The sequence below is a fragment of the Streptomyces sp. NPDC059443 genome, assembly GCF_042750105.1.
Classification (GTDB): Bacteria; Actinomycetota; Actinomycetes; order Streptomycetales; family Streptomycetaceae; genus Streptomyces.
Genome location: NZ_JBHYVM010000006.1, coordinates 75,546 through 100,632 on the forward strand (window position 1 = coordinate 75,546; position 25,087 = coordinate 100,632).

A 25,087-nucleotide genomic window follows, 5' to 3' on the forward strand; every position below is an offset into this window, starting at 1 on the left:
CGGCGATAAGGAACCAGTGCCCCAAGTGTGCTCGTGAGTCGACGCTCCCCACAGCGTGTGACCCATTGACCCGAGCTCAATGGAGCAATCCTCAGGGACGCCCAGACCGTAAACCACACCTAAGTGGTCTCGTTTTCACAACATCGCACTATGGCCAAAACCCGAAATCCGGACAAACGGATAGGAGACAGACACGTGCGAAACGGACTGTTAGCTCTTCTTCCGGAGTGTCACGGTCGGTATCCGGACACCGGACGGAAATAATCCACTTGACAAAAGCGAACAGCCCCTCCCCGCACGGAGACCGTGCCGGGAGGGGCTGTTCGAAAAAGCGGTGGTCGGGCGGACCCAGGTGTGATCTGGGTCCTACGCGACTACTTGCCAGACTTGGCGCGCGAGGCGGAGCGCGAACGCTCCTTCTGGTCCAGGACGACCTTGCGGATGCGGACGGCCTCCGGGGTCACCTCGACGCACTCGTCGTCGCGGCAGAACTCCAGGGACTGCTCCAGGGAGAGCTTGCGGGGCGGCACCACGTTCTCGGTGTTGTCCGCGGAAGCCGCACGCATGTTGGTGAGCTTCTTCTCCTTGGTGATGTTCACGTCCATGTCGTCGGCGCGCGAGTTCTCGCCGACGATCATGCCCTCGTACACCTCGGTGCCGGGCTCGGTGAACAGGACACCGCGCTCCTGCAGGTTGATCATCGCGAACGGCGTGACCGAGCCGGAGCGGTCGGCGACCAGCGAACCGTTGTTACGGGTCACCAGCTGGCCGAACCACGGCTCGTGGCCCTCGTGGATCGAGTGGGCGATGCCCGTACCGCGAGTGTTCGTCAGGAACTCCGTACGGAAGCCGATGAGGCCGCGCGACGGGACGACGAACTCCATGCGGACCCAGCCGGAGCCGTGGTTCGACATGTTGTCCATGCGGCCCTTGCGGACGCCCATGAGCTGCGTGACCGCGCCCATGTGCTCCTCGGGGACGTCGACCGTCATGCGCTCGACCGGCTCGTGCACCTTGCCGTCGACGAGCTGCGTGACGACCTGCGGCTTGCCGATGGTGAGCTCGAAGCCCTCGCGGCGCATCTGCTCGACCAGGATGGCGAGCGCGAGCTCACCACGGCCCTGGACCTCCCAGGCGTCGGGACGCTCGGTGTCCAGGACGCGGAGCGAGACGTTACCGATCAGCTCGCGGTCCAGACGGTCCTTGACCTGACGGGCGGTGACCTTGCGGTCCTTGACCGCGGACTTGGCGTCCGCGCCCTTGCCGCTGCCGCCGCGGCCGACCATCGGGGAGGTGTTCGTACCGATGGTCATGGAGATCGCCGGCTCGTCGACCGAGATCAGCGGGAGCGCGATCGGGTTCTCCGGGTCGGCCAGGGTCTCGCCGATCATGATGTCGGGGAAACCGGCGACCGCGCAGATGTCACCCGGGCCCGCCACCTCGGCCGGCTTGCGGGTGAGCGCCTCGGTCATCATCAGCTCGGTGATGCGGACGTTGGACATGGTGCCGTCACGCTTGATCCAGGTGACGGTCTGGCCCTTGCGCAGCTCGCCCTGCTCGACGCGGACCAGGGCGATGCGGCCCAGGAAGTTGTCGGCGTCCAGGTTGGTGACGTGGGCCTGGAGGGGCGCCTCGTCGTCGTACACCGGGGCCGGCACGTGGGCCAGGATGGTGGAGAAGAACGGCTCCAGGCTGTCGCTGTCCGCGGGGACGGTGCCGTCCTCGGGCTTGGTCAGCGAGGCGATTCCGTCACGGCCACAGGCGTAGACGATCGGGAACTCGATCTGCTCCTCGGTGGCGTCCAGGTCCAGGAAGAGGTCGTACGTGTCGTTGACGACCTCGTCGATCCGGGAGTCCGGACGGTCCGTCTTGTTGATGCAGAGGATGACCGGCATGTTCGCCTGCAGGGCCTTACGCAGGACGAAGCGGGTCTGGGGCAGGGGACCCTCGGAGGCGTCCACCAGCAGGACGACGGCGTCCACCATCGACAGACCGCGCTCGACCTCACCACCGAAGTCGGCGTGGCCGGGGGTGTCGATGATGTTGATCGTGATCGGGGCCGACCCGTCCTTCGGGTGGTACTTCACCGCCGTGTTCTTGGCGAGGATCGTGATGCCCTTCTCACGCTCCAGGTCGTTCGAGTCCATCATGCGGTCGTCGAGGTGCTGGTGGGCGGCGAAGGCACCGGCCTGCTTGAGCATGGCATCGACGATGGTCGTCTTGCCATGGTCGACGTGGGCGACGATGGCGACGTTACGGATGTCGTGGCGCGTGGGCACTTCGGCGCTTCTCCCGGGATCGTGGATGGCGACGCGTACGGTCCGGCACGCGAGCCTCGACCGGGCGGAAAACCTGCCACGGCCTTACCCCATCGTACGTCGGATGGCGGGAACCGCCTGCCGGGGGGTCTGTCAAGAGGCCGGACGACTGAGGAGGGCCGAGGTTCGGGTGGGGGGTCTCGGCCGTTGGTACTGCCTGAATACACGCGGGTCAACGGGTACCTACGACCTTGCCCGCCGGGATTCCGGCGGGCAAGGGACTTGAGTCACATCTGAGGTAGAAACCCGGAGCTCAACCTCGGATGCACCGGTTCGTCATCACTTCTTCTTCTCGTCCTTGGCCTTGTCCGTCGCCGCCTTCTTCCAGCCGATGTCCTGGTAGCGGGGCGCCCCGAGGCCGAAGGCGCCCGCATTGACCAGATTCGGCTTGGCCGCCACCAGCTCGGGGCGCTGGTAGAGCGGGATGGAGCCGGCCGCGGCCCAGATCCGGGCGTCCGCCTTGCGCATCAGCTCCCGGGACTGCTCCTCGTCCAGCGTTCCGGCCGCCTGGTCGAACAGCTGGTCGATGTGGTCGGTGCCGACCCGCGTGTAGTTCTGTTCGACGACCAGCGAGCCGTCGGCCGCCGGCTCGGGCTTCGCGAAGATCGGCCGGGCGTCGGTGGCGGGGTAGGCGGTCGCGGGCCAGGAGTACAGGGCCAGGTCGTACTGGCCGGAGGCGATGTAGTCCTTGAAGAAGCTCTCGTCGGCCACCTTGGTCAGCTCCGTCTGCACGCCGACCTTGTGGAGCATCTGCGCGATCCGCTCGCCCACCGTGCGCAGCGCCTCCGAGCCGGGCCCGGACGGCAGGACGAAGCGGAGGGTGAGGGGCTTGCCGTCCTTGGCGAGCATGGCGCCCGAGTTGCGTACGGCCTGCTTGGCGGGGGCCGTCGGGGCGCCGCTCGCCTTGGCCGCGGCCTCGGCGGCCTCGGCGTCCAGGGCCGGGCTGCGCTTGCCGTCGTCCGCGGCTCCGGCCTGGGCGGCCTGCGCCGCCTGAGCGGCCTGCGCCGCCTGGGCCGCCTGGGTGCGCAGCATCTGCTCCTGCCGGGCCGCGAAGGGGGCCGGGGCCAGCACCGGGGAGGGCCGGACACCGGAGGCGAAGACGTCGGCGTCGACAATTTCTCCGTCGAACCCGTACGCACCTTCGGGCAGGCCCACGCCCGCCGGGTGCTCGGGGCCTTCGGGGCGGTGGCCGGGGTGGTCCGGGCGGCCGGCCCGCAGGGCGGCCCCGGCTCCGGCCGCGGGCTTGTCGTCCCCGCGGTGGCCACGGGCGCGGTGAGCGGCGGCGGAGTCGTGGTCGCCGTTGCGCTCGTCCTCCTGGCCGACGATGTACAGCCCGTCGTTGCCGGTGCCGGGGCCCGACGGGACCTTCGAGTCGTCGTGCTCCTTCGCGGCCTCCGCACCCGCCTTCGCCCCGTTCGGCTCGGTGAGCTTGCCACCCCGGCGCCAGCCGGCGTCCGCGAGCAGGGCCTGCGAGGCCGCGGTGTCCTGGCCGCCGAGGGCGTCGCTGTTGTCGGCGTACGCCTGCTGCCCGGCCAGCGCCAGGTGGCTGCCCACGGGCTTCGCGGGCAGGCCGAGCGGCTTGAGGACGATCTCGGTGAGCGCCTGGCGGTCCAGGGCGCGGGCCACGGCCCGGCGCACGCGCTCGTCGGTGAGCGGGCCGGAGGCCCCGTTGATGGCGAGCTGGGTGTAGGCGGGCTCCAGGGACTTGCGGACGGTGAAGGCGCGCAGGGCGCCCTGCTCCTCGGCGTACCGCTTCACCGCCTCGGCGTGCTTCTGCCGGCTCTCCTGCTCCGCCTTGGCCTTGGACTCGTCCGCACCGAAGGCCAGCGCCCACGACAGGGTGGCCTGCGCGGCCGTCACCGAGGCGGCGGGCCCGTGGGCCCCGTCGGCCTTGGCGGCCTCCCGCTGGGCCAGGGCGATCCGGTCGGCGCCCGTACGGTCGATCTCGGCCATGTCGAGCTTGCCCGCGGCGAGCGCCGCCGGACGCTCCGCCCGGGGCACGGCGGTGAGCACCAGGGAGTCGAGCTTGGCGGGGGCGCCCCACCAGCGCGGGTTGCGCGTCAGGGCGGCGGTGCCGGTCTTCTTGTCGATGGCGCCCAGCCCGAAGGGGCCGGCGGTGACCTTGAGGGCGCCGCGGGCGCCCTCGTTGAAGGCTTCCGGGGTGCCGGTGACCTGCTTGGGATAGAGCGGGGAGAAGAGGGAGCGCCAGTCCGCGTACGGCTTGACGAAGGTGACCTTGACCTCCAGGTCCGTCTTGCCGCGCTCGATCTTCTCGATCCGGTCGTAGCCCGCGTTGCGTGCGGTCCAGTACGCGGAGTCCTTGCCGTTCAGAGCCCGCCACTGGGCGACGAAGTCGGCGGCGCCGATCTCGCGGCCGTCGCTCCACACCGCCTTCTGGTTCAGCTTGTACAGGACGACCTGCTTGGGCTCCCGCTCGACGACCTCGGCCTTCTCCAGGTAATCGCGATTGGCCACCGGCCGTCCCTTGCCGTCCAGCACGAACAGCTGGGGCAGGACCGCCCCGGCGATCCGGCCGGTGGTGGCGTCCGCGTCGGCCTGGAAGGTGTTCAGGGTGCCGGGCAGGGCGTCCACGGCCCAGCGCAGCACCCCGCCGTCGGCCACCTTGTCGCGGGTCGTCGCCGCGATGTCCTGCCCGGCGGCGACCGGGCCGCCCTCTTCATCACCCGCGCCGCAGCCCGCGAGCAGCGGCAGTGCAAGAACTCCCGAGGTCAGGAGCGCCAAGGACCTGCGCCTTCTCTGGGACATGGGTGGTACCTCCGGGGCAGGGCGTGGGGGCTGGTCGTGAAAAGGAGGGGCCTTGATCACGTTCGGCGGTATATGGAGCTGATCACACTGGGTGCCGGAACCCACTGAAATCGACACCCCGCCGCACCCACCGCAGCGGACCCTCGCCACGCCGCGAACCCCACCCGTGCGGACCAATCCGGCTTGCGCCCCGGACGGGCGTTCCCCCGTAAGAGGGATGAAAATGGGGTGAGGGAGGGCGCACGGTTCGCGCCTGCGCGCCCGCAATCGCTGCACGTCCCTTCACAACCGGGGACGGGAGGCGCGACACTCGCAGGCGCACATGAGCGTTGCCACCGCACCACGCGGAAGTGAGGGCAAGTCATGTCCCTGCAAGACGATTTGACCACCGTACGGCGCAATCTGAACGAGCTGGTCCGCTCGGTGGAGCGGCTCGAACAGGATGTCGCGCGGCAGGCACCGGCCGCCCCCAAGCCTCCGGGCGCGGGCGGACGGGACCGCACGAGCGGCATGGTCGACGTACCGGACACCCCGTACGACAGTTCACTGTGGACGGATTCCGACGACGAGGGTCTCGGCGCCCGCGACCGCCGCGCCCCCTAGATCCGCCCTGCCCGCACGACCCACCAGACCCGGCCACCCTCAGTGACGGCGGCCGGGTCTCCTGGGCCACCCCTCATCACTCCACCCGGAGTCCCTCTTGGCCACAGGCACCCAACCTCCATCACAGCGGCCCGGCGGCGTCCACGACGCCTCGCGGGCCGCGATCGCAGCCCGGCACCTGCGGACCGACCGGTGGTGGCTCTCGCCCGCCGGCACCGCGGCCGGGCTGCTCGCCTTCATCGTCTACTCGACCTGGCGGGCCTTCGCCAACGCCGACTACTACGCGGCCCCGTACGTCTCCCCCTTCTACTCCCCCTGCCTGGCGGAGAACTGCAAGGAGATGCGCGGCGGCCCGAACCTGGACATCTTCGGCAGCTGGTGGGGCCTGTCCCCCGCCCTGCTGATCCTGGTCTTCCCGCTCGGCTTCCGGCTGACCTGCTACTACTACCGCAAGGCGTACTACCGGGGCTTCTGGGCCTCGCCGCCCGCCTGCGCCGTCGCCGAGCCGCACGCCTCGTACAGCGGTGAGACCCGTTTCCCGCTGATCTTCCAGAACATGCACCGGTACTTCTTCTACGCGGCGCTGCCGGTCGCGGGCATCCTCACCTACGACACCGTGCTGACCTTCCGCAACGACCGTTACGAATGGGGCCACATGGGCCTCGGGACGCTGCTGTTCGTGGTCAACATCGGGCTGATCTGGGCCTACACCCTGTCCTGCCACTCCTGCCGGCACATCATGGGCGGCCGCCTCAAGCACTTCTCCGAGCACCCGGTGCGCTACCGCCTGTGGGGCTGGGTCAGCCGCCTCAACTCCCGTCACATGCAGCTGGCGTGGGCCTCGCTGATCAGCGTGGCCGCATGCGACTTCTACGTGTACCTGGTGGCCAGCGGCGCCTTCACCGACCCGAGGATCTTCTGAGATGGCTCAAGTGGAACGGCAGCAGTGGGACGTGGTCGTGGTCGGCGCGGGCGGCGCCGGACTGCGGGCCGCGATCGAGGCCAGGGAGCGTGGCGCCCGGACGGCCGTGATCTGCAAGTCCCTGTTCGGCAAGGCCCACACGGTGATGGCGGAGGGCGGGATCGCCGCCTCCATGGGCAATGTCAACGAGGGCGACAACTGGCAGGTGCACTTCCGCGACACCATGCGCGGCGGCAAGTTCCTCAATCAGTGGCGGATGGCGGAGCTGCACGCGAAGGAGGCCCCCGACCGGGTCTGGGAGCTGGAGACCTGGGGCGCGCTCTTCGACCGCACCCCCGACGGGAAGATCTCGCAGCGCAACTTCGGCGGGCACGAGTACCCGCGCCTCGCGCACGTCGGCGACCGGACCGGCCTGGAGCTGATCCGCACCCTCCAGCAGAAGATCGTCCAGCTCCAGCAGGAGGACTTCAAGGAGTACGGGGACCACGAGGCCCGGCTCAAGGTCTTCCAGGAGTGCACCGTGACCAGGGTCCTCAAGGACGGGGAAAGGGTGTCCGGGACCTTCTGCTACGAGCGCGAGACCGGCCGCTTCTTCGTCCTGGAGGCCCCGGCGGTCGTCCTGTCCACGGGCGGCATCGGCAAGTCCTTCAAGACCACCTCGAACTCCTGGGAGTACACGGGCGACGGCCACGCGCTGGCCCTGCTCGCCGGGGCGCCGCTGCTGAACATGGAGTTCGTGCAGTTCCACCCGACCGGCATGGTCTGGCCCCCGTCGGTGAAGGGCATCCTCGTCACGGAGTCCGTCCGCGGCGACGGCGGGGTGCTGCGCAACAGCGAGGGCAAGCGGTTCATGTTCGACTACGTCCCGGACGTCTTCAAGGAGAAGTACGCGGAGTCCGAGGAGGAGGGCGACCGCTGGTACGAGGACCCGGACCACAACCGGCGTCCGCCCGAGCTGCTCCCCCGCGACGAGGTGGCCCGCGCCATCAACTCCGAGGTCAAGGCGGGGCGCGGCACCCCGCACGGCGGGGTGTTCCTGGACGTGTCCACCCGGATGCCCGCCGAGAAGATCAAGCGGCGGCTCCCGTCGATGTACCACCAGTTCAAGGAGCTGGCGGACGTGGACATCACCGCCGAGCCGATGGAGGTCGGCCCGACCTGCCACTACGTGATGGGCGGCATCGCGGTCGACTCCGACACCGCCGCCACGGTCGGCGTGCCCGGCCTCTTCGCGGCCGGCGAGGTCGCGGGCGGGATGCACGGCTCGAACCGGCTCGGCGGGAACTCCCTCTCCGACCTGCTGGTCTTCGGCCGCCGGGCCGGGCTGCACGCCGCCGAGTACGCGGCCGGGGCGGCGGACCGGCTCCCCGCCGTGGACCAGGCCAAGGTGGACGAGGCGGCCGCGGAGGCGCTGGCTCCGTTCCATGCCGCCGAGGGCGCGGAGAACCCGTACAGCCTCCACCAGGAGCTCCAGACCACCATGAACGACCTCGTCGGCATCATCCGCCGCGAGGGCGAGATGGCCGAGGCCCTGGAGAAGCTGGCGACCCTGCGGCTACGGGCCTCCCGGGCCGGGGTCGAGGGCCACCGGCAGTTCAACCCGGGCTGGCACCTGGCGCTGGACCTGCGCAACATGCTGCTCGTCAGCGAATGCGTGGCCCGCGCGGCCCTGGAGCGCACCGAGAGCCGGGGCGGGCACACCCGCGAGGACTGCCCGGCGATGGAGCGGGCCTGGCGTCCGGTGAACCTGCTGTGCCGGCCGGTCGACCCCGCCCCGTCCGATCCGGCGGCGGACCGGATCGAGCTGACCCGGGTGCGCACCGACCCCATCCGACCCGACCTGCTCGCGCTCTTCGAGAAGGAAGAGCTGGTCAAGTACCTCGCCGAAGAGGAGCTCTACAAGTGACCACCTACGATGCCGCGTTCCGGATCTGGCGGGGTGACGCGGAGGGCGGCGAGCTGCGCGACTTCACCGTGGAGGTGCACGACGGGGAGGTGGTGCTGGACATCGTCCACCGGCTCCAGGCCACCCAGGCCTCTGACCTCGCGGTGCGCTGGAACTGCAAGGCGGGCAAGTGCGGTTCGTGCAGTGCGGAGATCAACGGGCGGCCGCGGCTGCTGTGCATGACGCGCATGTCGACCTTCTCCCGCGAGGAGACGGTCACCGTGACCCCGCTGCGGGCCTTCCCCGTGGTCCGCGACCTGGTGACGGACGTGTCCTTCAACTACCAGAAGGCGCGCGAGATCCCCGCCTTCGTGCCCCCGGCCGGGGTCGCGCCGGGCGAGTACCGGATGCAGCAGATCGACGTGGAGCGCTCGCAGGAGTTCCGCAAGTGCATCGAGTGCTTCCTGTGCCAGGACACCTGCCACGTGGTGCGTGACCACGAGGAGAACAAGACGGCCTTCGCCGGCCCCCGATTCCTGATGCGGGTGGCGGAGCTGGACATGCACCCCCTGGACGCGGCGGCCGAGTCGGGCCTGGACCGCAAGCGCACCGCCCAGGAGGAGCACGGGCTCGGCTACTGCAACATCACCAAGTGCTGCACGGAGGTCTGCCCCGAGGGAATCAAGATCACCGACAACGCCCTGATCCCGCTGAAGGAGCGGGCCGTGGACCGCAAGTACGACCCGCTGGTGTGGCTGGGGAGCAAGATCGGACGCCGTTCCGGCCGATAGCGACCCCCAGCTGTTCACTTCGCGGTACACAATGCCCCCTGTATCAACGTCGTTGACGTGATGTCAGGGGGCTTTCGCGGTGCGGGTGGGGGATCAACTGGCGGACCGGTACCGCCTCGACCAGCGGCTCGGCCAGGGCGGCATGGGCGAGGTGTGGCGGGCGCACGACACGGCGCTCGACCGCGCGGTGGCGGTGAAGGTGCTGCTGGAGGCGGCCACGAACGAGGAGCTGGTCGCCCGCTTCCGGCGCGAGGCCACCATCGGGGCGCGGCTCCAGCACCCGGGCATCACCGTCGTGCATGACGTGGGCCAGGAGGAGGGGCGGCTCTTCATCGTGATGGAGCTGCTCGCGGGCGAGGACCTGCGGGCCGCGCTGGCCCGGGAGCCGGGCGGGTTCGCGGTGGAGGTCGCGCTGGAGCTGGCCGCGCAGACCGCGGAGGCGCTGGCCGCCGCCCATGAACGCTCCGTGATCCACCGGGACTTGAAGCCCGCCAACCTCTTCCTGCTGCCGGGGGGCCGGCTGAAGATCTGCGACTTCGGCATCGCGCACTCCTCGGACGCCACCGCGGGCTGGACGGTGACCGGCCGGATCTTCGGCAGCCCGCCGTACATGGCCCCCGAGCAGTGGCGGGGCGAGCGGGTGGACGCGCGGTGCGATCTGTACGCGCTGGGGTGCGTGCTGTACGCCCTGCTGAGCGGGGAGCCGCCGTTCGGCGAGACCGCCGACGGGCCCTACGTGCTCATGCGCCGGCACATCGAGGACCCGCCGCTGCCGCTGCGCGAGGCCGGCACGCCGGTGGCCCCGGAGGTGGACCGGCTGGTGCTGCACCTGCTGGCGAAGAACGCGGCGGACCGGCCGGAGTCGGCGGCGGCGGTGGCCAAGTCGCTGCGCGAGCTGCTGAGCGGCTCCGCGGAGCTGGGGCGGACCGACGGGACCGGGGCCGGGGCCGTCGGGCAGGACGGCGGCGGGAGTCGGACCGGGATCGGTGGTGGCGGCGGCGACCAGACCGGCGTTCCGTGCGAGCCCGGGAGCGGGGCCGGGCCCGGTGACGGAACCGGGTCCGGGGGCGTGCCCGCCGGTGTGCGGGAGCTCGTACGGGGGCTGCTGCTGGAGGCCGAGGAGGCCATGCGCGCGCTGCCGACGGGCGACGAGGCCCGGATCGAGGTGCTGGCCCTCGCCGCCGACGCCGCCGCCCGCTTCGACGCGGAGCTCGCGCGCCGCCTGCTGGCCGACGCCGAGACCGCGGCGTGGACCGGCGGCCGGGGCGACGGGGCCCAGGTGGCCCGGATGCTGACCGGCCTGGCCAAGGACACCTCCGCGCGGGCACCGGCGCGGGCGCGGCGGCTGCTGACCGACGCGCAGCAGGCGCTGTTCACCGTGTTCGGCCCGGACCGCCGGGGCCCGCTGCGCGCCGTGGCGGAGGAGCTGGCCGGGGTCGCGCCCGAGCAGGCCCTGCGGATCGCCGACTACCACTTCGGGGACAGCCCGGCCGAGAACCGGCTCCGCGCCCGCATCGACACGGCCGTCGCGGCGGCCGATCCCACCGAGGCCGAGCTCCAGTTGGCGCTGATCCCGGACGCCGGGCTGCGCGGGGCCGCCACGTACGACATGGTGCTGGCCGTCGCCCGGCACGACCTGGCGGCGGCCCTGCGGATCGGCGAGCGGATCGGCTCCGCCGGGGGCCGGCTGCTGGCGCTGTGCCAGGTGGCGCGAGACCGCGCCGGGGCCGGGGACGCGGCGGGCGGGGCCCGGGCGCTGGAGCAGGCCGAGGAGGAGCTGCCCCGGTTCCTGGAGGAGCGGGCGGCCTGGCTGCGCGAGGAGTCCGCGCACCACGCCGAGCGGGGAGAGCTCGTACAGGCGGAGCGGCTGCGCAACCAGGCCGCCGGCCTGCTGCGCGGCCGGCCGGAGGCCTCCGAGGACGAGAAGACCCGCCACGCCCTGGCCTCGCTGGCCCGGGCCCGGGCCGCCGTTGCGCAGGAGGCCCGGCCGCCGCTGGACCCCGAGGCGGCGCGGGAGCGCGCGGGCCGCGCCCGGAACCTGCCGGACCCGGCGGAGCGGGCCCGCGCGCTGGTCCGTATCGCACGGGACTGCGTGGCGACGGGCCGGGCAGGGTGGGCCGCGGAGGCCGCCGCCGACGCCGGGACCCCGCCGCCGTCCGGGATCACCGCTCTGGGCGGCCCTGCCGCGGGATCCGCGGCGGCCCCCGGGTCGCACGAAGGCCCCGGCCCCGGCCCGAAGCGGCACCCGCGCCCCGCTGCCGCGGCCCCCGGAGCGCGCGCCTGGCACACGGATGCCCGGCCGGACGCCGTGTGCGCGGCGGGCGCGTACGTGGTGTGGCAGTCGGGGACCGAGGTGGGCTGCGTAAGGGCCGACGAGGGCACCACGCTCTGGACGGCGTACTCCGACGAGGGCGCCGCCGCGTCGGAGCTGCCGGGGGTCGGTCAGCTCATGGTGTCCTGCACGGCGGACGCCGCCACGGTCTACGTCGAGGTGCGGCGCGACGGTACGCCCGGAGCACGGCTGCTGGCGCGGGAACCGCGGGACGGGCGCGTGCGGTGGTGGCGGGACCTGCCCGTGGCGGGGCCACTGCGCAGCGCCGGGCCGGTGCTGGTGCAAGGGGCACCGGGCGACCTGACCGCGCTGCGGGCCTCGACGGGCGAGATCCTGTGGCAGCGGGCCCTTCCCTCCCCCGCCACCCGGTCCCCCGCCGCGGTGGGCGACTGCCTGATCCTCGCTGACGACCGGCTGGTCCAGGCTCTGCACCTGCCGACCGGCCGCCCTGCGTGGTCCTTCCCCCGGAGCCGCCCCACGGAACGCACGATGCACGGTCAGCAGCTGTCCGGCAGCGGCGTCCCGGTCCACGTCCTCCTGGACGAGTACGCGCTGACGGCCCTGGACCGGGCCAGCGGCCGGGAGCTGTGGCGGTCGGTGCTGGGCACCCCGGCGGAGCGGCTGCTGGTCGAACGGGGCACGGTGTACGCGGCGGCGAGCCGCCCGGAGCAGGGCACGGACCTGGTCTTCGCTTTCGACGCGGAGACGGGCGCCCTGCGCTGGCAGCGGGCGATGACCCGGCGCGAGGGGTCGAGGTGCGCGCTCGAACTGCTCGGCCTGCGCGCGGGCGGACTGTACGTCAAGGTCTCCCACGGCGGCCGACGCAGCCTCCTGAACCGGTCGACCGGCCCCTTCGTGGCCGTCCTGGATCCGGCGACGGGAAGGCTGCGCCGCCAGTGGGAACAGCCGGGGCTCGCCCAGGGGGACGCCCTGCTGATCGGTGACCACCTCGTCCTCTCCCGTCCGGAACTGTCGGCGTACGCCCTCCCCTGACCGCGCCGATCTCCGGGTGCGAGGGCACGTAACGGCCCATACCCTCCCAAATGTGACTCCGCCGAGAAGCAGGACGAAGAGACGCACCACCGCCGGGATACCCGTCCGGGCCGGCCTCGCCCTCGCCGCGGCGCTGTTCGCGCTCACCGGCTGGGCGACGGCCGCCGCCCCCGCCGCCCGGGCCGACGACCCGGTCACCCTGTCGCAGCAGGGGCAGATCACCGACCGGGTGGGCGCCCTGGGCGACCGCGAGCCCGCCGTCGCCGCCGCGCTGGACAAGCTGTACGCCGACCGGAAGATCCAGCTGTTCGTCACGTACGTGCGCGACTTCTCCGGCCGCTCCGCGCAGAGCTGGGCCGATGCCACCGCCCAGAAGAACGGCCTCGGCCAGAGCGACGTCCTGCTCGCCATCGGCACCGGCGCCCGGCAGTACGCCTATTCGGCCGATGTCGACTCCGGTTTCACCAAGGAGCAGCTCGCGGCCGTCGCGCAGACCGCGATCGAACCGGCCCTGCGGCAGAACGACTGGGCGGGCGCCGCGATCGGCGCCGCGAACGGATACGACGCCGTCCTGGCGGGGAAGCCCGTACCCGTGCCCGCCATCACCCCCGGCGAGGCGGACCCGGGCGGATCCGCGGCGAGCGGCGTGAGCGGCGCCGGGGACTTCGTCCTCCCGGTGGTCGTGGTCGGCGCGGCGGGCGCCCTCGGCGCGTACGCGTACACCCGCCGCAAGCGCAGGAGCGCGAGCGGCGGCGGCGGATCGAAGACCACCGGCTGGTCCGGCCAGGACACCTCGCCCGCCCAGCTCCCCCTCCCCGAACTGGACTCCAGGGCCAAGGCCCTGCTGGTGGAGACCGACGACGCGATCCGCACCAGCACCGAGGAGCTCGGCTTCGCCACGGCCCAGTTCGGCGAGGAGGCGGTCTCCGCCTTCACGGAGGCCGTGGAGTACGGCAAGGGCGAGCTGACGGCCGCCTTCCGGCTGCGCCAGCAGCTCGACGACGCCTACCCGGAGGACGACGCCACCCGGCGCCGGATGCTGGACGAGATCGTGGCCCGCTGTACGGAGGCCAGCCGGCGCCTCGACGCCCAGTCGGCGGACTTCGACCGGCTGCGGGACCTGGAGAAGAACGCCCCCCAGGCGCTCGCCACGGTGGAGGGCCACTTCCGGGCTCTGACGGGCCGTACGACGACGGCGGAGGCCACCCTGACGGCGCTGGGCCGCCAGTACGCGGACTCGGCGGCCGCGCCCGTGGCCTCCAACCCCGAACAGGCCAAGGACCGGCTGCTGTTCGCGACGACCAGCCTCGGCGAGGCCCGCTCCGCGATCGACTCCGGCGACAACGGCAAGGCCGCCGTGCACGTCCGGGCGGCCGAGGGCGCGGTCGACCAGGCGGCGACCCTGGTCGACGCGGTGGAGCGGCGCGCGCAGGAGCTCGCGGAGGCCGCCGGGAAGCTGCCGGGCGCCCTGAACGAGACGGACACGGACCTCGCCGACGCGCGCGGGCTGCTGACCGGCACCACCGAGGGCACCTCGACCGCCGATCTGCGCGGCCGGATCAGCCGGGCGGAGGCCGTACTGGCCGACGTACGGCAGGAGCAGAGCGCCGGCCGGTACGACCCGATCGACGCCCTGCGCCGGGTGGAGGAGGCCGACGCGGCCCTCGACGAGGCGCTGGCCGGGGCCCGCGAGCGCGAGTCGGGCCGGCAGCGCGCGGCGGCCCTGCTCGACCAGGCCCTGCTCACGGCCCGCAGCGCGATCGGCGCGGCGGCGGACTACATCACCACCAGCCGGGGCGCGGTCGGCAGCCAGGCCCGGACCCGGCTGGCGGAGGCACAGCGCCACCTGGAGCGCTCGGCCTCCCTGGCGGCGACGGATCCGGCGGGCGCGCTGGCGGAGGCGCAGCAGGCGGACTCGCTCGCGCGGCAGGCGCAGCAGCTGGCCGAGCAGGACGTGGGCGCGTACCAGAACCCGTACGGCGGCGCGGGCGGCCGGCGGCAGGGCGGCGGCATGAGCGGCGCGGTGCTCGGCGGGATCATCCTCGGCGAGCTCCTGAACGGCGGCCGCGGCGGGGGTGGAGGCGGCGGCTTCGGAGGCGGAGGCGGCTTCGGCGGGGGCGGCGGCGGGCAGGGCCCCGGCTCCTTCGGCGGCGGCGGAACCCGCGGCCGCATGGGCGGCGGCGGCCGCTTCTAGCTCACCTCCCCCAGTCTCTCCCCCCTCCCCCTGCTCCCCTGCTCCCCTCCTCCCTCCTCTTCATTTCCCCCAAGGAGACAGCGCACATGAGCAAGCAGACCATCCTCGGCCGCGTCACCCAGCTCGCCAAGGCCAACATCAACTCCCTGCTGGACCAGGCCGAGGACCCGCAGAAGATGCTGGACCAGCTGATCCGGGACTACACGAACAACATCTCGGAGGCGGAGCAGGCCGTGGCCACCACCATCGGCAATCTGCGGATGCTGGAGGCGGACCACAAGGAGGACGTGGAGGCGGCCTCGGAATGGGGCGGCAAGGCCCTGGCCGCGAGCAAGAAGGCCGACGAACTGCGGGCGTCGGGATCCGCCGCGGACGCCGACAAGTTCGACAACCTCGCCAAGGTCGCCCTCGGCCGCCAGATGCAGTCGGAGAAGGAGGCGAAGACGGCCGAGCCGACGATCGCCGCCCAGACCGACGTGGTCGACAAGCTCAAGGCCGGGCTGGACTCGATGAAGAACAAGCTGACCGAGCTGACGGCCAAGCGCGACGAACTGGTGGCCCGCGCCAAGACCGCCCAGGCGCAGAACACGATGATGGACGCGGTGAAGAACATCGACGTCATGGACCCCACCAGCGACCTGACCCGCTTCGAGGACAAGGTCCGCCGCGAGGAGGCCATGGCGCTGGGCAAGCAGGAGCTGGCCGCGTCCTCCCTGGACGCCCAGTTCGAGTCCCTGGACGACCTGGGCAAGACCTCGGAGATCGAGGCCCGCCTGGCCGCCCTGAAGGCCGGCCGCGCGGCCTGATACCCAGCCGGCCGGCACACACGCCGAAGGGCTCCACGGCCATTGCCGTGGAGCCCTTCACCCGCTTCTCAGCGGCGCTTCGCCGGGCCGGGAAGCCGCCGTGGCGGCAGAGCCGGCGCGGCCTGCGCGGCCGGGAAGGTCACCGCCGTTCGAAGGGCGAGGGGACCGGGAAGTACGCGTTGAGGAACGCGCTCAGCACGCGGTCCTGCTCGCCCGTGGGCACCTCCGCGTCCGCCGACTCGCCGATGCAGAACACGCTGTGGCTCCGCGTGGCCAGCAGGCGGGTGAGGCTCGTGTGGTGGTCGTACCTGCCCGCGTTGATGAACGAGTTGGAGATCCTCGACGGCCTCGAACGCCCGGTCATGTAGCCGTAGTGGTGGTGCAGCGAGGAAGTGACGGACAGGTCCGTCGTCGCACGGAAGCGGCTCTTCGCCGTGGCTTCGATCTCCTCGGAGCATTCCTCGGCGATCTCCGCGAGGACACTGCGCCGCAGGGGGTGCGGAGTGTGCAGGAAGCCGTGGGTGGCGACGCGGCCGAACTTCTTCTTCAGCAGGGTCCGGTTGTTCTTCGCCGCGGCGAAGTACCCCTCGTCGCCCTCCTCCAGTTCGACGGGCGGTATGGCGGTGGGCGAACGGAAGAAGTGCGCCGTGCCGTTGCTGTCGAAGAACGCCGTCGGACTGACCGGGGCGCCCAGGAACACGTCGTCGTTGAAGTAGAGGAAGTGCTCCGAGAGGCCCTCGATACGGTGCAGCTGGCTCTCGATGGCGTGCGAGTTGAAGGTCGGGAGCCAACTCGGGTCGGTGAAGATCTCGCGGTGGCTGACCACCTTGATGCCGGGCTGGGTGGTGTCCAGCCAGTCGGGCGTCTGATCGTCCGTGACCAGGTAGATGTTGCGCACCCAGGGGGCGTACATCGCCAGCGACCGCAGGGAGTACCGCAGTTCGTCGCGGTTGCGGAAGCGGACGTCCCCGCTGTCCGCGCCGCCGTCGGTGGCTATGCCCGCATCACGCTTGGCGGTGTCGCGGCGCTCGCGCCACGCGAGGTCGGTGTCGTCCACCCAGGTGTAGACGACGTCGACGGGGAAGCCGACGTCCCACATGAGGTCGTCGGTGAAGGCGGCCGCCGTCGGGTACTCGCGCTCGCCGACCTGGAGGGTGGCGGTCGGCTCCAGAGAGGGCAGCCGCGGCCCGACGAGCGTGGACCCCCGGGGGGCGGTGCGCCACCCGGGCAGCTCCGTGCCCTCGGGGTTCTCGGTCCAGAACTCCACCATGCAGCCGAACGCCGGGCCGTAGCGCAGGGTCCGGCTCTCGGTGACCAGCGGCTTGAAGACGCGCAGGCCCGCGACGTCGCCGGCCTCGCGGAGCCGCTCGGCGAGCACGGCACCGGGTGCGGCGCCGCGCGGCGTGATCAGTTCCGCGTAGATGGGCTTGGCGTGTAGCTCGGTGGCGAGCGCGGCGAGAACGTCCTTGCGGCGCTCGACCTCCACCGCGATGCGGAAGGAGGTGCCGCCGTCGGCCAGGAGGACGTACGGGATTCCGTGGGCCTGCAGCGCGGAGGTGGTGATCTCCAGGTTCCACTCGGCCATCCGCGGCGCGAGGACGTCGTTGCGCACCTCGGCCAGCCGGCCGGCGGAGCGCACCAGGGCGCCGGTGCGGTCCTGGGCCTGGAGCATGACCTCGCGGGCCTTCTGCTCATCGGCCGAGCCGGCCAGCACGCTGATGGGCGCGGCCACGTTGAAGCTGCGGGTGCCCCCGCCGGCGATGCGGAGCGCGGTGCGGTCGGCGCGCTCGGCCAGCCGCGCCGGCGAGTCCCGCCGGGCGACCAGGCGCTCGAACAGGGCCTCCCACTGCGCGGTGATCTTTTCGGCGCTGAACCGTTCGTGGACACCCTGGCGGGCGGCCTTTCCGTACGCGCGCCGGGTCGAGTCGTCGTCCATGAGCTTTGCCATGGCGACCGCGAGGGAGTCCTTGTCGCCCGCGGGGACGAGCAGACCGTCCACACCGTGCCGGATGATCTCGGCCGGCCCGGTGACTATGTCGTAGGCGATGACGGGGACCCCGGCGGCGAACACCTCCAGGAGCACGAGGGGGAACGCTTCGTTGCGGGACGGCAGCACGGCCAGGCCGGCCTTGGCCCATTCCTGCTCCATGTCGGCGGAGCGGCCCATGAGCATGACGCGGTCGTGCAGGGCCAGGCCGTCGATGAGCTGCCGCAGGCGGACCTCCTGGGGCCCGTCGCCGAAGATGCGCATCGTCCACTCGGGGTGCTCGTCGGCGACGGCCGCGAACGCCTCGATGGCGTGGTCGAGCTGCTTCTCCGGGGTCATCCGCGCGGCCAGGACGATGGTCTTGCCGTCCAGGTCGGAGCGGGGCCGGAAGCTGCCCGGGACGGCGTTGGGAATGGCCACGAGCTCGGGAGCGGTGGCGCCGAGCGAGTCGGCGAACCAGTCGTTGGTGCGCTCGGTGAGCGAGGCCAGCGCGTCGATCCGGGGCGCGTACACCAGCAGGGGCTCACCGCTGACGCCCCGGAGCTGGGAGGCACGGTGCTCCTGGTGCACGGTGATGACGCGGGCGGGCACGAGTTCGGCCGCCGCGGCCATGAGCGCGGGCGTGGTGGTGATCAGCACATCGGTGTCGAGCGCGCCGAGGGCGCTCGTCATCTCGATGTCGGAAAGCCGGTCGAAGGTGGATTCCCAGGCGGGCCGGATGATCTCGCTCGGGAGCGAGGTCAGCGTGCGGCAGTCCCGCTCGCCGAGGCCGCTCTCCCGCACGGGGCGCCCGTACGGGCCGGTGCGGTCGACCAGGTACCGGCGCGGGATGGCGTGGCCGGCCGAGAAGAAGGGCTCGGGCCTGGTCTTGAAGACACTGATGACCTCGACCTCGTGGCGTGGGGCCAGGTGCGCTGCCTGGGTGTAGGTGGCCATTTCGGTGCCACCCATCTCGTCGCCCCAGGTGAGCAGAAAGGTGATCTTCATCAGGCGGTTTCCTCGGTGGCGATGACGGTACAGCTGACGGCGAGATTCCCCGCCGGCGAAAGATGTGCGTGCACGCGCAGCAGCGCGCCGCCTTCCGTGGCAATGGTCCGGAAAGGAGTACGGAAGACCTTCTTGGGGTGGCGTACGTCGGTCAGCTTGCGGCTGACCTTGATCCGGTCTCGGCCGGACCGCAGTGACACGTCCCACATGCCGCGGCCCCGACCCCGGGCCGCCATCGCGTCGAGCGGTATGTCGAAGCCGAACCGGTCACCGTCCCACTGCGGGCGTACCGCCACCGTCGCGCCTCCGCCGCGGCGCACGGCCTCGGCCCGGAACCCGGCCGGCGGAGAGCCGGCGGCTATCAGGCGGCCGCGCACCGAGACCCGGTCCCAGCGCAGATCGAAGCCGATCAGTTCGGCGTGCGTCCGGGGACCCACTACCTTGATCATCGACTGGCCGTCGACGGACCGCATGGGCCGGAACGTGGCGCCGGCGGTTTCGCTGGGCTGCGAGGAGAGCGTGGGGCCGTCCACCACGTGGGCGGGCGTGGCCGCGAGGCCGAACCGGCTCCGGCGGCCACGGAGGTCGGTCGTCTCGACCCTGAGCCGCCACACGCCGTCCGTCAGCCGGGGACCGGAGGCCTCAGGGGCGTCGTACCGGGCGTGGCGCAGCGACGCGGTCGCGGTGAGCAGCACCGTGCCGTCCGGCTGCGGTTCCACTTCCATGGGCACGGCGCGCTGCTGGTCGCCGCGCTCCAGCACGAGGACGGCTTCGCCGAGGTCGCCCCGCCCCCGGGGGGCGGGCACCGCCAGGTTCAGGGTGCGGCCGCTGAGCACGGACAGGTGGACGGGCCGCAGGGCGGGCAGGGGTCGCCCCCGGCTGCCGAGCGCCGGGACCGTATTGATCCGCTCCACACGGCGGCGGATGCGGCCAGCCGTACGCCGAAGACGCCCGACCGCCCCCACCGCATGGGACAGCAAGGTTTCATTCATAACGTTTCGACATCTCTTCTCCGGCCGCGGTCCCGTACATCTCACTCATGATGCCTGATACGCCAGGCCGCCCAACTATCCCTCAACCGGCCCGATTAGTCCGGACTCGTACCGGAAGGGGAACGCGTGTGGACCCGTGCATCCCCATCCGGGCGCCCCGGCCATCCCCCGGCCTTGCCCCCGGCGGTCCTTTGCGTTTCGCTAAAGTTTACTTGACTCTTGGTGTATTCAGGCGGGTCCCTTTTGCTTCACATACTGGGTGGCGGGGGTCGCCCCCCTCCTCTTCAGCCAAGAGGCCGGGGCTGGTTGGTGGTGGCTGGTCAGGACTTGGAGGACGGGTGGGCTTCGAAGAACGTGCTGTCGCGGAGCGTCGCGAAGAGCACGTCGACGCGGTGGTGGGCAAGACGCATCAGGGCGCTCCTGCCCTTTTGAGCGATCCACCGGCGCCTCCCGGCCCGGTGACGCCACCGGCCCGGCAGGAGACGGCCAAGCAGCCCGGCAACGGCGGCAGGACCGGCGCGGAGGGGTCCGCTCTGGTCGGCGGGGTCTACCGCAAGGTGATGCCCGCCCGGCTGCGCCGCGTGGTCGCCGCCCGCTACTCGCCCGAGACGCGACACCGAATAAAGCAGTCCATCAGCGCGGCCCCCTTCAGCCGCCTGCCCAGCCAGATACGCGGCGCGAGCATGGCCGCCCTCCACCGCTCCCTCGTCTCCGAGTCGGGCGCCGTCGTGATATCCGTCGGCGGACGTCCCCGGATCGCCTTCGTGGACGACCGGCTCTCCCCGGAGTCCGCCCGGCGCGCCGACCTCGGCGCGGTCACCGCGGCCCTGGAGGCGGCGGGCATCGACTACTTCTGCGTACGCAACCAGGAGCGGGGGGGCACGACCGTAGCCGTCCGTGCCGACGACCGTTCCCGCACCACCGCCGCCCTGCAGGAGCTGTGCCAGGCGCTGCCCGCCTACTTCGGCCCCCGCGACGAGGAGAACAAGCACATCGCCCCCGCCTACCGGCCCGCCAACTGGCGACGGTACGCGCGAGCCCGTTCCCTGCGCCTGTTCTGGTACCGGACCGAGCGGGGCCAGAACCTGGTCCTGGGGCCCGAGCACGGCTGCGACATCGAGTTCTGGGCCCACGAGGGCGACCGGCTGACCGCCCCGCGGCGCAACTCCATCACCGAGTCCGTATCGGCCGACGAGCCTTCCGTGCAGGTCCCGGCCACCACCTTCACCGCGCGTTACGGCACCCGCGAGGCGGTGTCCATGACGGTGCGCACCCGCCCGGAATTCACCACGACGCTCCCGAGGGACATAACCTTCCCGGTCGATGTCGTCTACACCTGGGTGGACGGCTCCGACCCGCAGTGGCTGCGCCGCCGGTCCCAGTTCACGGGCGTCGCCTACCACCCCGACGCCGCGAACGCGGCGCGCTACGCCGACCACGAGGAGCTGCGGTACTCCTTGCGGTCGCTGGCGATGTACGCCCCCTGGGTGCGCAACATCTACCTGGTCACGGACGATCAGACGCCCGACTGGCTGGACACCACCCAGCCCGGCATCAAGGTGGTCAGCCACCGCGAGATCTTCACCGACCAGAACTCGCTCCCGACCTTCAACTCGCACGCCATCGAGAGCCAGCTGCACCACATCGAGGGCCTCTCGGAGCACTTCCTCTACTTCAACGACGACGTGTTCCTGGGCCGCGAGATGTCCCCGGGGGACTTCTTCCTCTCCAACGGGCTGACGCGGTTCTTCCCCTCCCCCGCCCTGGTGCCGCTCGGCCCGCCGACGGCGGACGACGTGCCGGTCTCCATCGCGGGCAAGAACAACCGAGCACTCATAGAGGAGCGCTTCGGCACCACGCTGGTGCAGAAGATGCGGCACGTCCCGCACGCCTTGAGCCGCGACGTCCTGAACGAAATCGAGGACGAGTTCGCCGAGCAGCACCGGACGACGGCCGGGCAGCGCTTCCGCAGCGCGGAAGACATAGCCATCCCCTCCTCGCTGTACCCCTACTACGCCTTCCACACCGGGCGCGCGTTGGCCGGCGACCTTGAGTACACGTACATCGACATCTCCCTCCCCCACGCCGCCAACCGGCTCGACCGCCTGCTCGTCGCCCGCGACAAGGACGTGTTCTGCCTCAACGACACGCTGTCCACGGAAGCGGACTTCGGTCGCAGCACCCAGCTGCTGCGACCCTTCCTGAAGTCGTACTTCCCGGTGCCCAGCCGATACGAGCACCCCGCGTAACCGATGAGAGAGTTTCCGTGACGCCACCGAGCCCCACCCGACGCACCGTCATCGCCGGTCTCATCGCTCTCACCGCGGCGGGATGCACAACGGACTCCGGGACCCGCAAGCCCGCCCCCAAGGAGCCGGGGCGCGCGGCCGTACCCGAGGCGAAGGACGGTACGAGCGGCGCCAGTGTCGTGCACATCGTCGCCCACCCCGACGACGACCTGTACTTCATGAACCCGGAGCTCCAGCAGTCGATCAACGACAACGACCGGCTCGTCAGCATCTTCATCAACTGCGGTGAGAGCGGCGGCGTCAACAAGGTCCCCGGCGCGAAGGTGCCCCCCAAGCCCGATGTCGCGGGCTACGCGGGCGCCCGACGGCAGGGGCTGCGGCAGGCCTACGCGCTGATGGCGACCGGCAAGGAGCACGCGCCCTGGGACGTGCGGGTCGACACCCTCCCCGACGGCACGCCCATCGAAGTCGACAGCCTGCGGGGCCACCCCGGCCTCCAGGTGGTCTTCCTCGGCGTCCGACAGCACGCTCCCGGGGCGGACTCCACCAACACCCTTCCGCGGATGTGGGAGGACCCGGGCCTGGCGACCAGCACCCTGATGAGCACCGGCTCCCCCGTGACCACCACGCACGAGGTGACCCGTGAGAGCCTGATCGGCGCCCTGGCCCACCTGCTGAACGAGCACAAGCCCACGCTCGTACGGACCCTGGATCCCGACCCCGACATGCAGGTCCACGACGCGGAGAACCGGTCGCACCACGACCAGCCCGGCTACTCCGACCACCCCGACCACACGGCCGCCGCTCTGTTCGCCTACGCCGCCCTGGAGCGCTACCAGGGGCCCGGCGGCGGTCGTTCGTACACCGTCATGAGCTACCGCGGCTACTACAACGAGCGCTGGCCGCAGAATCTGCCGCCCCAGCTCGTCCGCGCCAAGGCCGACGTCCTCAACGCCTACGGCGGCGCCCCCGACAGCTGCGACTTTTCCGCCGGCTGCGGCGACTACGACGTCGGCCAGGACCGGTCCTACGGTCCCGGCTGGCTGCAGCGCACCTCCCAGCGCCAGCCCACCGCCGCGCCCCGGATCCAGCAGGCGCCGGACGGACGGCTCACCGCGTTCGGCGTACTGGGCGGGCAGGCGGCCATGTGGCAGGAGTCCGCGCCCGGCAGCGGCAACTGGTCGTCCGCCAAGCTGCTGGGCGGGGAAGGGCTGCTGCCCGGTCTGGCCGCATTGCTCACCAAGGACGGCCGCTGGCAGCTGTTCGCCCAGCGCATCGCCGGTCTCGGCCCCAAGCCGGACGAGAACCTCCGCGAGATCGTCATGACCGAACAGCAACGCCCGGGCTCCGATTTCCGTGCCTGGACCTCGCTCGGCAATCCTGAGTCCGACCCGGACCACGGCCGCCGCGTGGGCGCTCCCGTCGCGACCCAGGCCGGCGACGGCACCGTGCACCTCTTCGTCCGCAACTGGGCCAAGGGCGTCTCCACCCGCCTGCGCGGCAGCGACGGCGAATGGAGCTCCTGGACCGACCTCGGCGGCGCGGAGGTGCAGGAGGGCCTGACGGTCGCCACCGACACCAAGGGCCGGGTCCACGTCCTGGCCTCCGGACACGACACCATCCATCACTGGACCCACGACCAGCCCGGCCAGAAGCTCGCCCCGGTGCGAACGGACCTGCCCGTCTCCGCGGACCCCCCGACCGTGCTGGCCCGCCCCGACGGCTCGCTGCTCCTGGTCTTCCGCGAGGTGAAGACCGCCCGCCCGCAGGCCTACCACCGCCCGGACGGCGGCGACTGGACCAACGACCGCCTCGACCTCGCGGGCCGCGGCTACGGCCCGCTCACCCTCCACCCGCTGCGTGACGGCGTCCTCCTCGCCGCCCGCAACAACGACGGCGGAACCAGCCTGGCCACCCTCGGCACCCGCCTCGCCCCCCGCTGGACCAGCATCAAGGGCTCCGTCGTCGGTCAGGCCTCCCTGGCCACCGACTCCGCCGACCGCACCTTCCTCACCCGCCTGGCTCCCGACGCGACCCTCGCGACAAGCGCCATCCCACAGAACAGCAGCTCATGACCACATCAGCCGTCCACGGCACCGTGCCTGCCCCCGCCGCGGCCCCCCGCTCAGCCGCCCGCCCCGGCACCGCCCGGGCCGGACGGCTGTACACGCTCGACGGCCTGCGCCTAGTCGCCGCGCTCATGGTCGTCGCCTTCCACTTCATAGCCTTCGACGACTGGGCCAAGCCGATCTGGGACAAGTCCACCTCCGTGGTCTTCCCCACCGCGCAGCCGATCGCCTCCTACGGCTGGCTCGGCGTCCAGCTGTTCTTCCTCATCAGCGGATTCGTCATCTGCATGTCCTGCTGGGGACGGACGATCCGGCAGTTCGCGGTCTCCCGGGTGATCCGGCTCTACCCCGCGTACTGGTTCGCCGTCCTGCTCACCGCCGCCGTGATGCTCATGTCCCACGGTTCTGCGCAGACCGGGATCACGCCCTCCAAGATCCTGGCGAACCTGACGATGCTCCAGGAGCCGATGGGCGCGGGCGACATCGACCCCGTCTACTGGACGCTCTGGACGGAACTGCGCTTCTACCTGCTCTTCGGCATCGTCGCCGCCTTCGGTCTCACCTACCGCCGGGTCGTCGTCTTCTGCGGCATCTGGCTGCTGCTGTCCGTCCTCGCCCCGCACTCCGGCATCGCGCTGGTGCAGCTGATGACGGTGCCGGACGCCGCCCCGTTCTTCGTCGCGGGCGTGGTGATGTTCCTGATGCACCGCTTCGGCCCGACGCCCGTCCTGTGGCTGCTGCTCGGCATGTCCTGGCTGCTGGCCCAGAACCAGCTCCACAGCCTGATGAAGACTGCCGAGGGATCGGTCCACCACTCCCTCTCGTGGACCGTCTGCCTGGCCGTCATCACGGTCTTCTACGCGCTCGTGCTCGCCGTGGCCCTCGGGCGTCTCTCCTTCCTCAACCGCCGATGGCTCACCACCGCCGGCGCGCTCACGTTCCCGCTGTACCTGCTGCACGAGGAGCTGGGCTGGGAGGTCATCCGCCGCCTGCACACCTCGGTTTCGCCCTGGGTGCTGCTCGCGGGTCTCCTCGCCGGCATGCTGGTGGCTTCCTGGCTGGTGCACCGCCTCATCGAGCGCCCGAGCGCCAAGGCCATGAAGAACTGGCTCACCCCAGCCCCAGCCCCTGCCGGTTCCGGCAGAGGCTGATCCCAACAGGGCGACGAGCGGCCGCCCGGACGGACCACACCT

General features: G+C 71.7%; 14 protein-coding genes. 10 read left to right on the forward strand and 4 right to left on the reverse strand.

What is annotated here, in order from left to right:
- Positions 1 to 374: 374 nt before the first annotated feature.
- Together typA and ACFXDJ_RS07845 are read right to left on the reverse strand one after the other, a co-directional pair.
- Complete coding sequence (gene typA, locus ACFXDJ_RS07840) at positions 375 to 2,279, reverse strand: translational GTPase TypA (protein WP_384662309.1); 1,905 nt, start codon at positions 2,277 to 2,279, stop codon at positions 375 to 377.
- Positions 2,280 to 2,597: 318 nt separating this feature from the next.
- Positions 2,598 to 5,084 carry an ABC transporter family substrate-binding protein gene (locus tag ACFXDJ_RS07845; RefSeq protein WP_384662097.1) on the reverse strand — a complete coding sequence of 829 codons (2,487 nt, stop codon included), beginning with the start codon at positions 5,082 to 5,084 and terminating at the stop codon, positions 2,598 to 2,600.
- A 363-nt stretch (positions 5,085 to 5,447) separates the two neighbouring features.
- Between ACFXDJ_RS07845 and ACFXDJ_RS07850 the strand changes: the two genes are divergently transcribed.
- The 7 genes from ACFXDJ_RS07850 (at position 5,448) to ACFXDJ_RS07880 (ending at position 15,610) form a co-directional block, all read left to right on the forward strand.
- Positions 5,448 to 5,687, forward strand: coding sequence for a hypothetical protein (locus ACFXDJ_RS07850; RefSeq protein ID WP_384662094.1), 240 nt, complete (start codon positions 5,448 to 5,450; stop codon positions 5,685 to 5,687).
- A 97-nt stretch (positions 5,688 to 5,784) separates the two neighbouring features.
- A complete protein-coding gene (locus ACFXDJ_RS07855; protein WP_384662091.1) occupies positions 5,785 to 6,609 on the forward strand; it encodes a hypothetical protein in 825 nt (274 codons plus the stop codon).
- 1 nt (position 6,610) lies between these two features.
- Positions 6,611 to 8,515, forward strand: a complete 1,905-nt coding sequence (locus tag ACFXDJ_RS07860; protein ID WP_384662089.1) for a fumarate reductase/succinate dehydrogenase flavoprotein subunit — start codon at positions 6,611 to 6,613, stop codon at positions 8,513 to 8,515.
- Positions 8,512 to 9,285, forward strand: a complete 774-nt coding sequence (locus ACFXDJ_RS07865; RefSeq protein ID WP_384662086.1) for a succinate dehydrogenase/fumarate reductase iron-sulfur subunit — start codon at positions 8,512 to 8,514, stop codon at positions 9,283 to 9,285. Before ACFXDJ_RS07860 ends, ACFXDJ_RS07865 begins: the two co-directional genes overlap by 4 nt.
- An 85-nt stretch (positions 9,286 to 9,370) precedes the next feature.
- The gene (locus ACFXDJ_RS07870) at positions 9,371 to 12,610 is read left to right on the forward strand and encodes a protein kinase (RefSeq protein ID WP_384848376.1); all 3,240 of its coding nucleotides are present in this window, start codon (positions 9,371 to 9,373) and stop codon (positions 12,608 to 12,610) included.
- A 52-nt stretch (positions 12,611 to 12,662) separates the two neighbouring features.
- Positions 12,663 to 14,804 carry a TPM domain-containing protein gene (locus ACFXDJ_RS07875; protein WP_384848380.1) on the forward strand — a complete coding sequence of 714 codons (2,142 nt, stop codon included), beginning with the start codon at positions 12,663 to 12,665 and terminating at the stop codon, positions 14,802 to 14,804.
- Between the two features lie 86 nt (positions 14,805 to 14,890).
- Positions 14,891 to 15,610 carry a PspA/IM30 family protein gene (locus ACFXDJ_RS07880; protein ID WP_384654417.1) on the forward strand — a complete coding sequence of 240 codons (720 nt, stop codon included), beginning with the start codon at positions 14,891 to 14,893 and terminating at the stop codon, positions 15,608 to 15,610.
- Positions 15,611 to 15,749: 139 nt separating this feature from the next.
- Here ACFXDJ_RS07880 and ACFXDJ_RS07885 read toward each other — a convergent pair whose 3' ends face one another.
- Positions 15,750 to 18,584, reverse strand: a complete 2,835-nt coding sequence (locus ACFXDJ_RS07885; RefSeq protein ID WP_384654414.1) for a stealth conserved region 3 domain-containing protein — start codon at positions 18,582 to 18,584, stop codon at positions 15,750 to 15,752.
- A complete protein-coding gene (locus ACFXDJ_RS07890) occupies positions 18,584 to 19,498 on the reverse strand; it encodes a hypothetical protein (protein WP_384654411.1) in 915 nt (304 codons plus the stop codon). Before ACFXDJ_RS07890 ends, ACFXDJ_RS07885 begins: the two co-directional genes overlap by 1 nt.
- Positions 19,499 to 20,136: 638 nt before the next feature.
- Here ACFXDJ_RS07890 and ACFXDJ_RS07895 point away from each other — a divergent pair.
- From ACFXDJ_RS07895 to ACFXDJ_RS07905, 3 genes are read left to right on the forward strand one after another with little or no spacing between them, the layout of a single operon-like run.
- Entirely contained in the window at positions 20,137 to 21,825 is a 1,689-nt protein-coding gene (locus ACFXDJ_RS07895; RefSeq protein WP_384654428.1) for a stealth family protein, read from the forward strand.
- Between the two features lie 17 nt (positions 21,826 to 21,842).
- Positions 21,843 to 23,900, forward strand: a complete 2,058-nt coding sequence (locus ACFXDJ_RS07900) for a PIG-L family deacetylase (RefSeq protein ID WP_384654408.1) — start codon at positions 21,843 to 21,845, stop codon at positions 23,898 to 23,900.
- Positions 23,897 to 25,045 carry an acyltransferase family protein gene (locus ACFXDJ_RS07905; RefSeq protein ID WP_384654405.1) on the forward strand — a complete coding sequence of 383 codons (1,149 nt, stop codon included), beginning with the start codon at positions 23,897 to 23,899 and terminating at the stop codon, positions 25,043 to 25,045. The genes ACFXDJ_RS07900 and ACFXDJ_RS07905 overlap by 4 nt, the downstream gene beginning before the upstream one ends.
- Positions 25,046 to 25,087 lie beyond the last annotated feature (42 nt).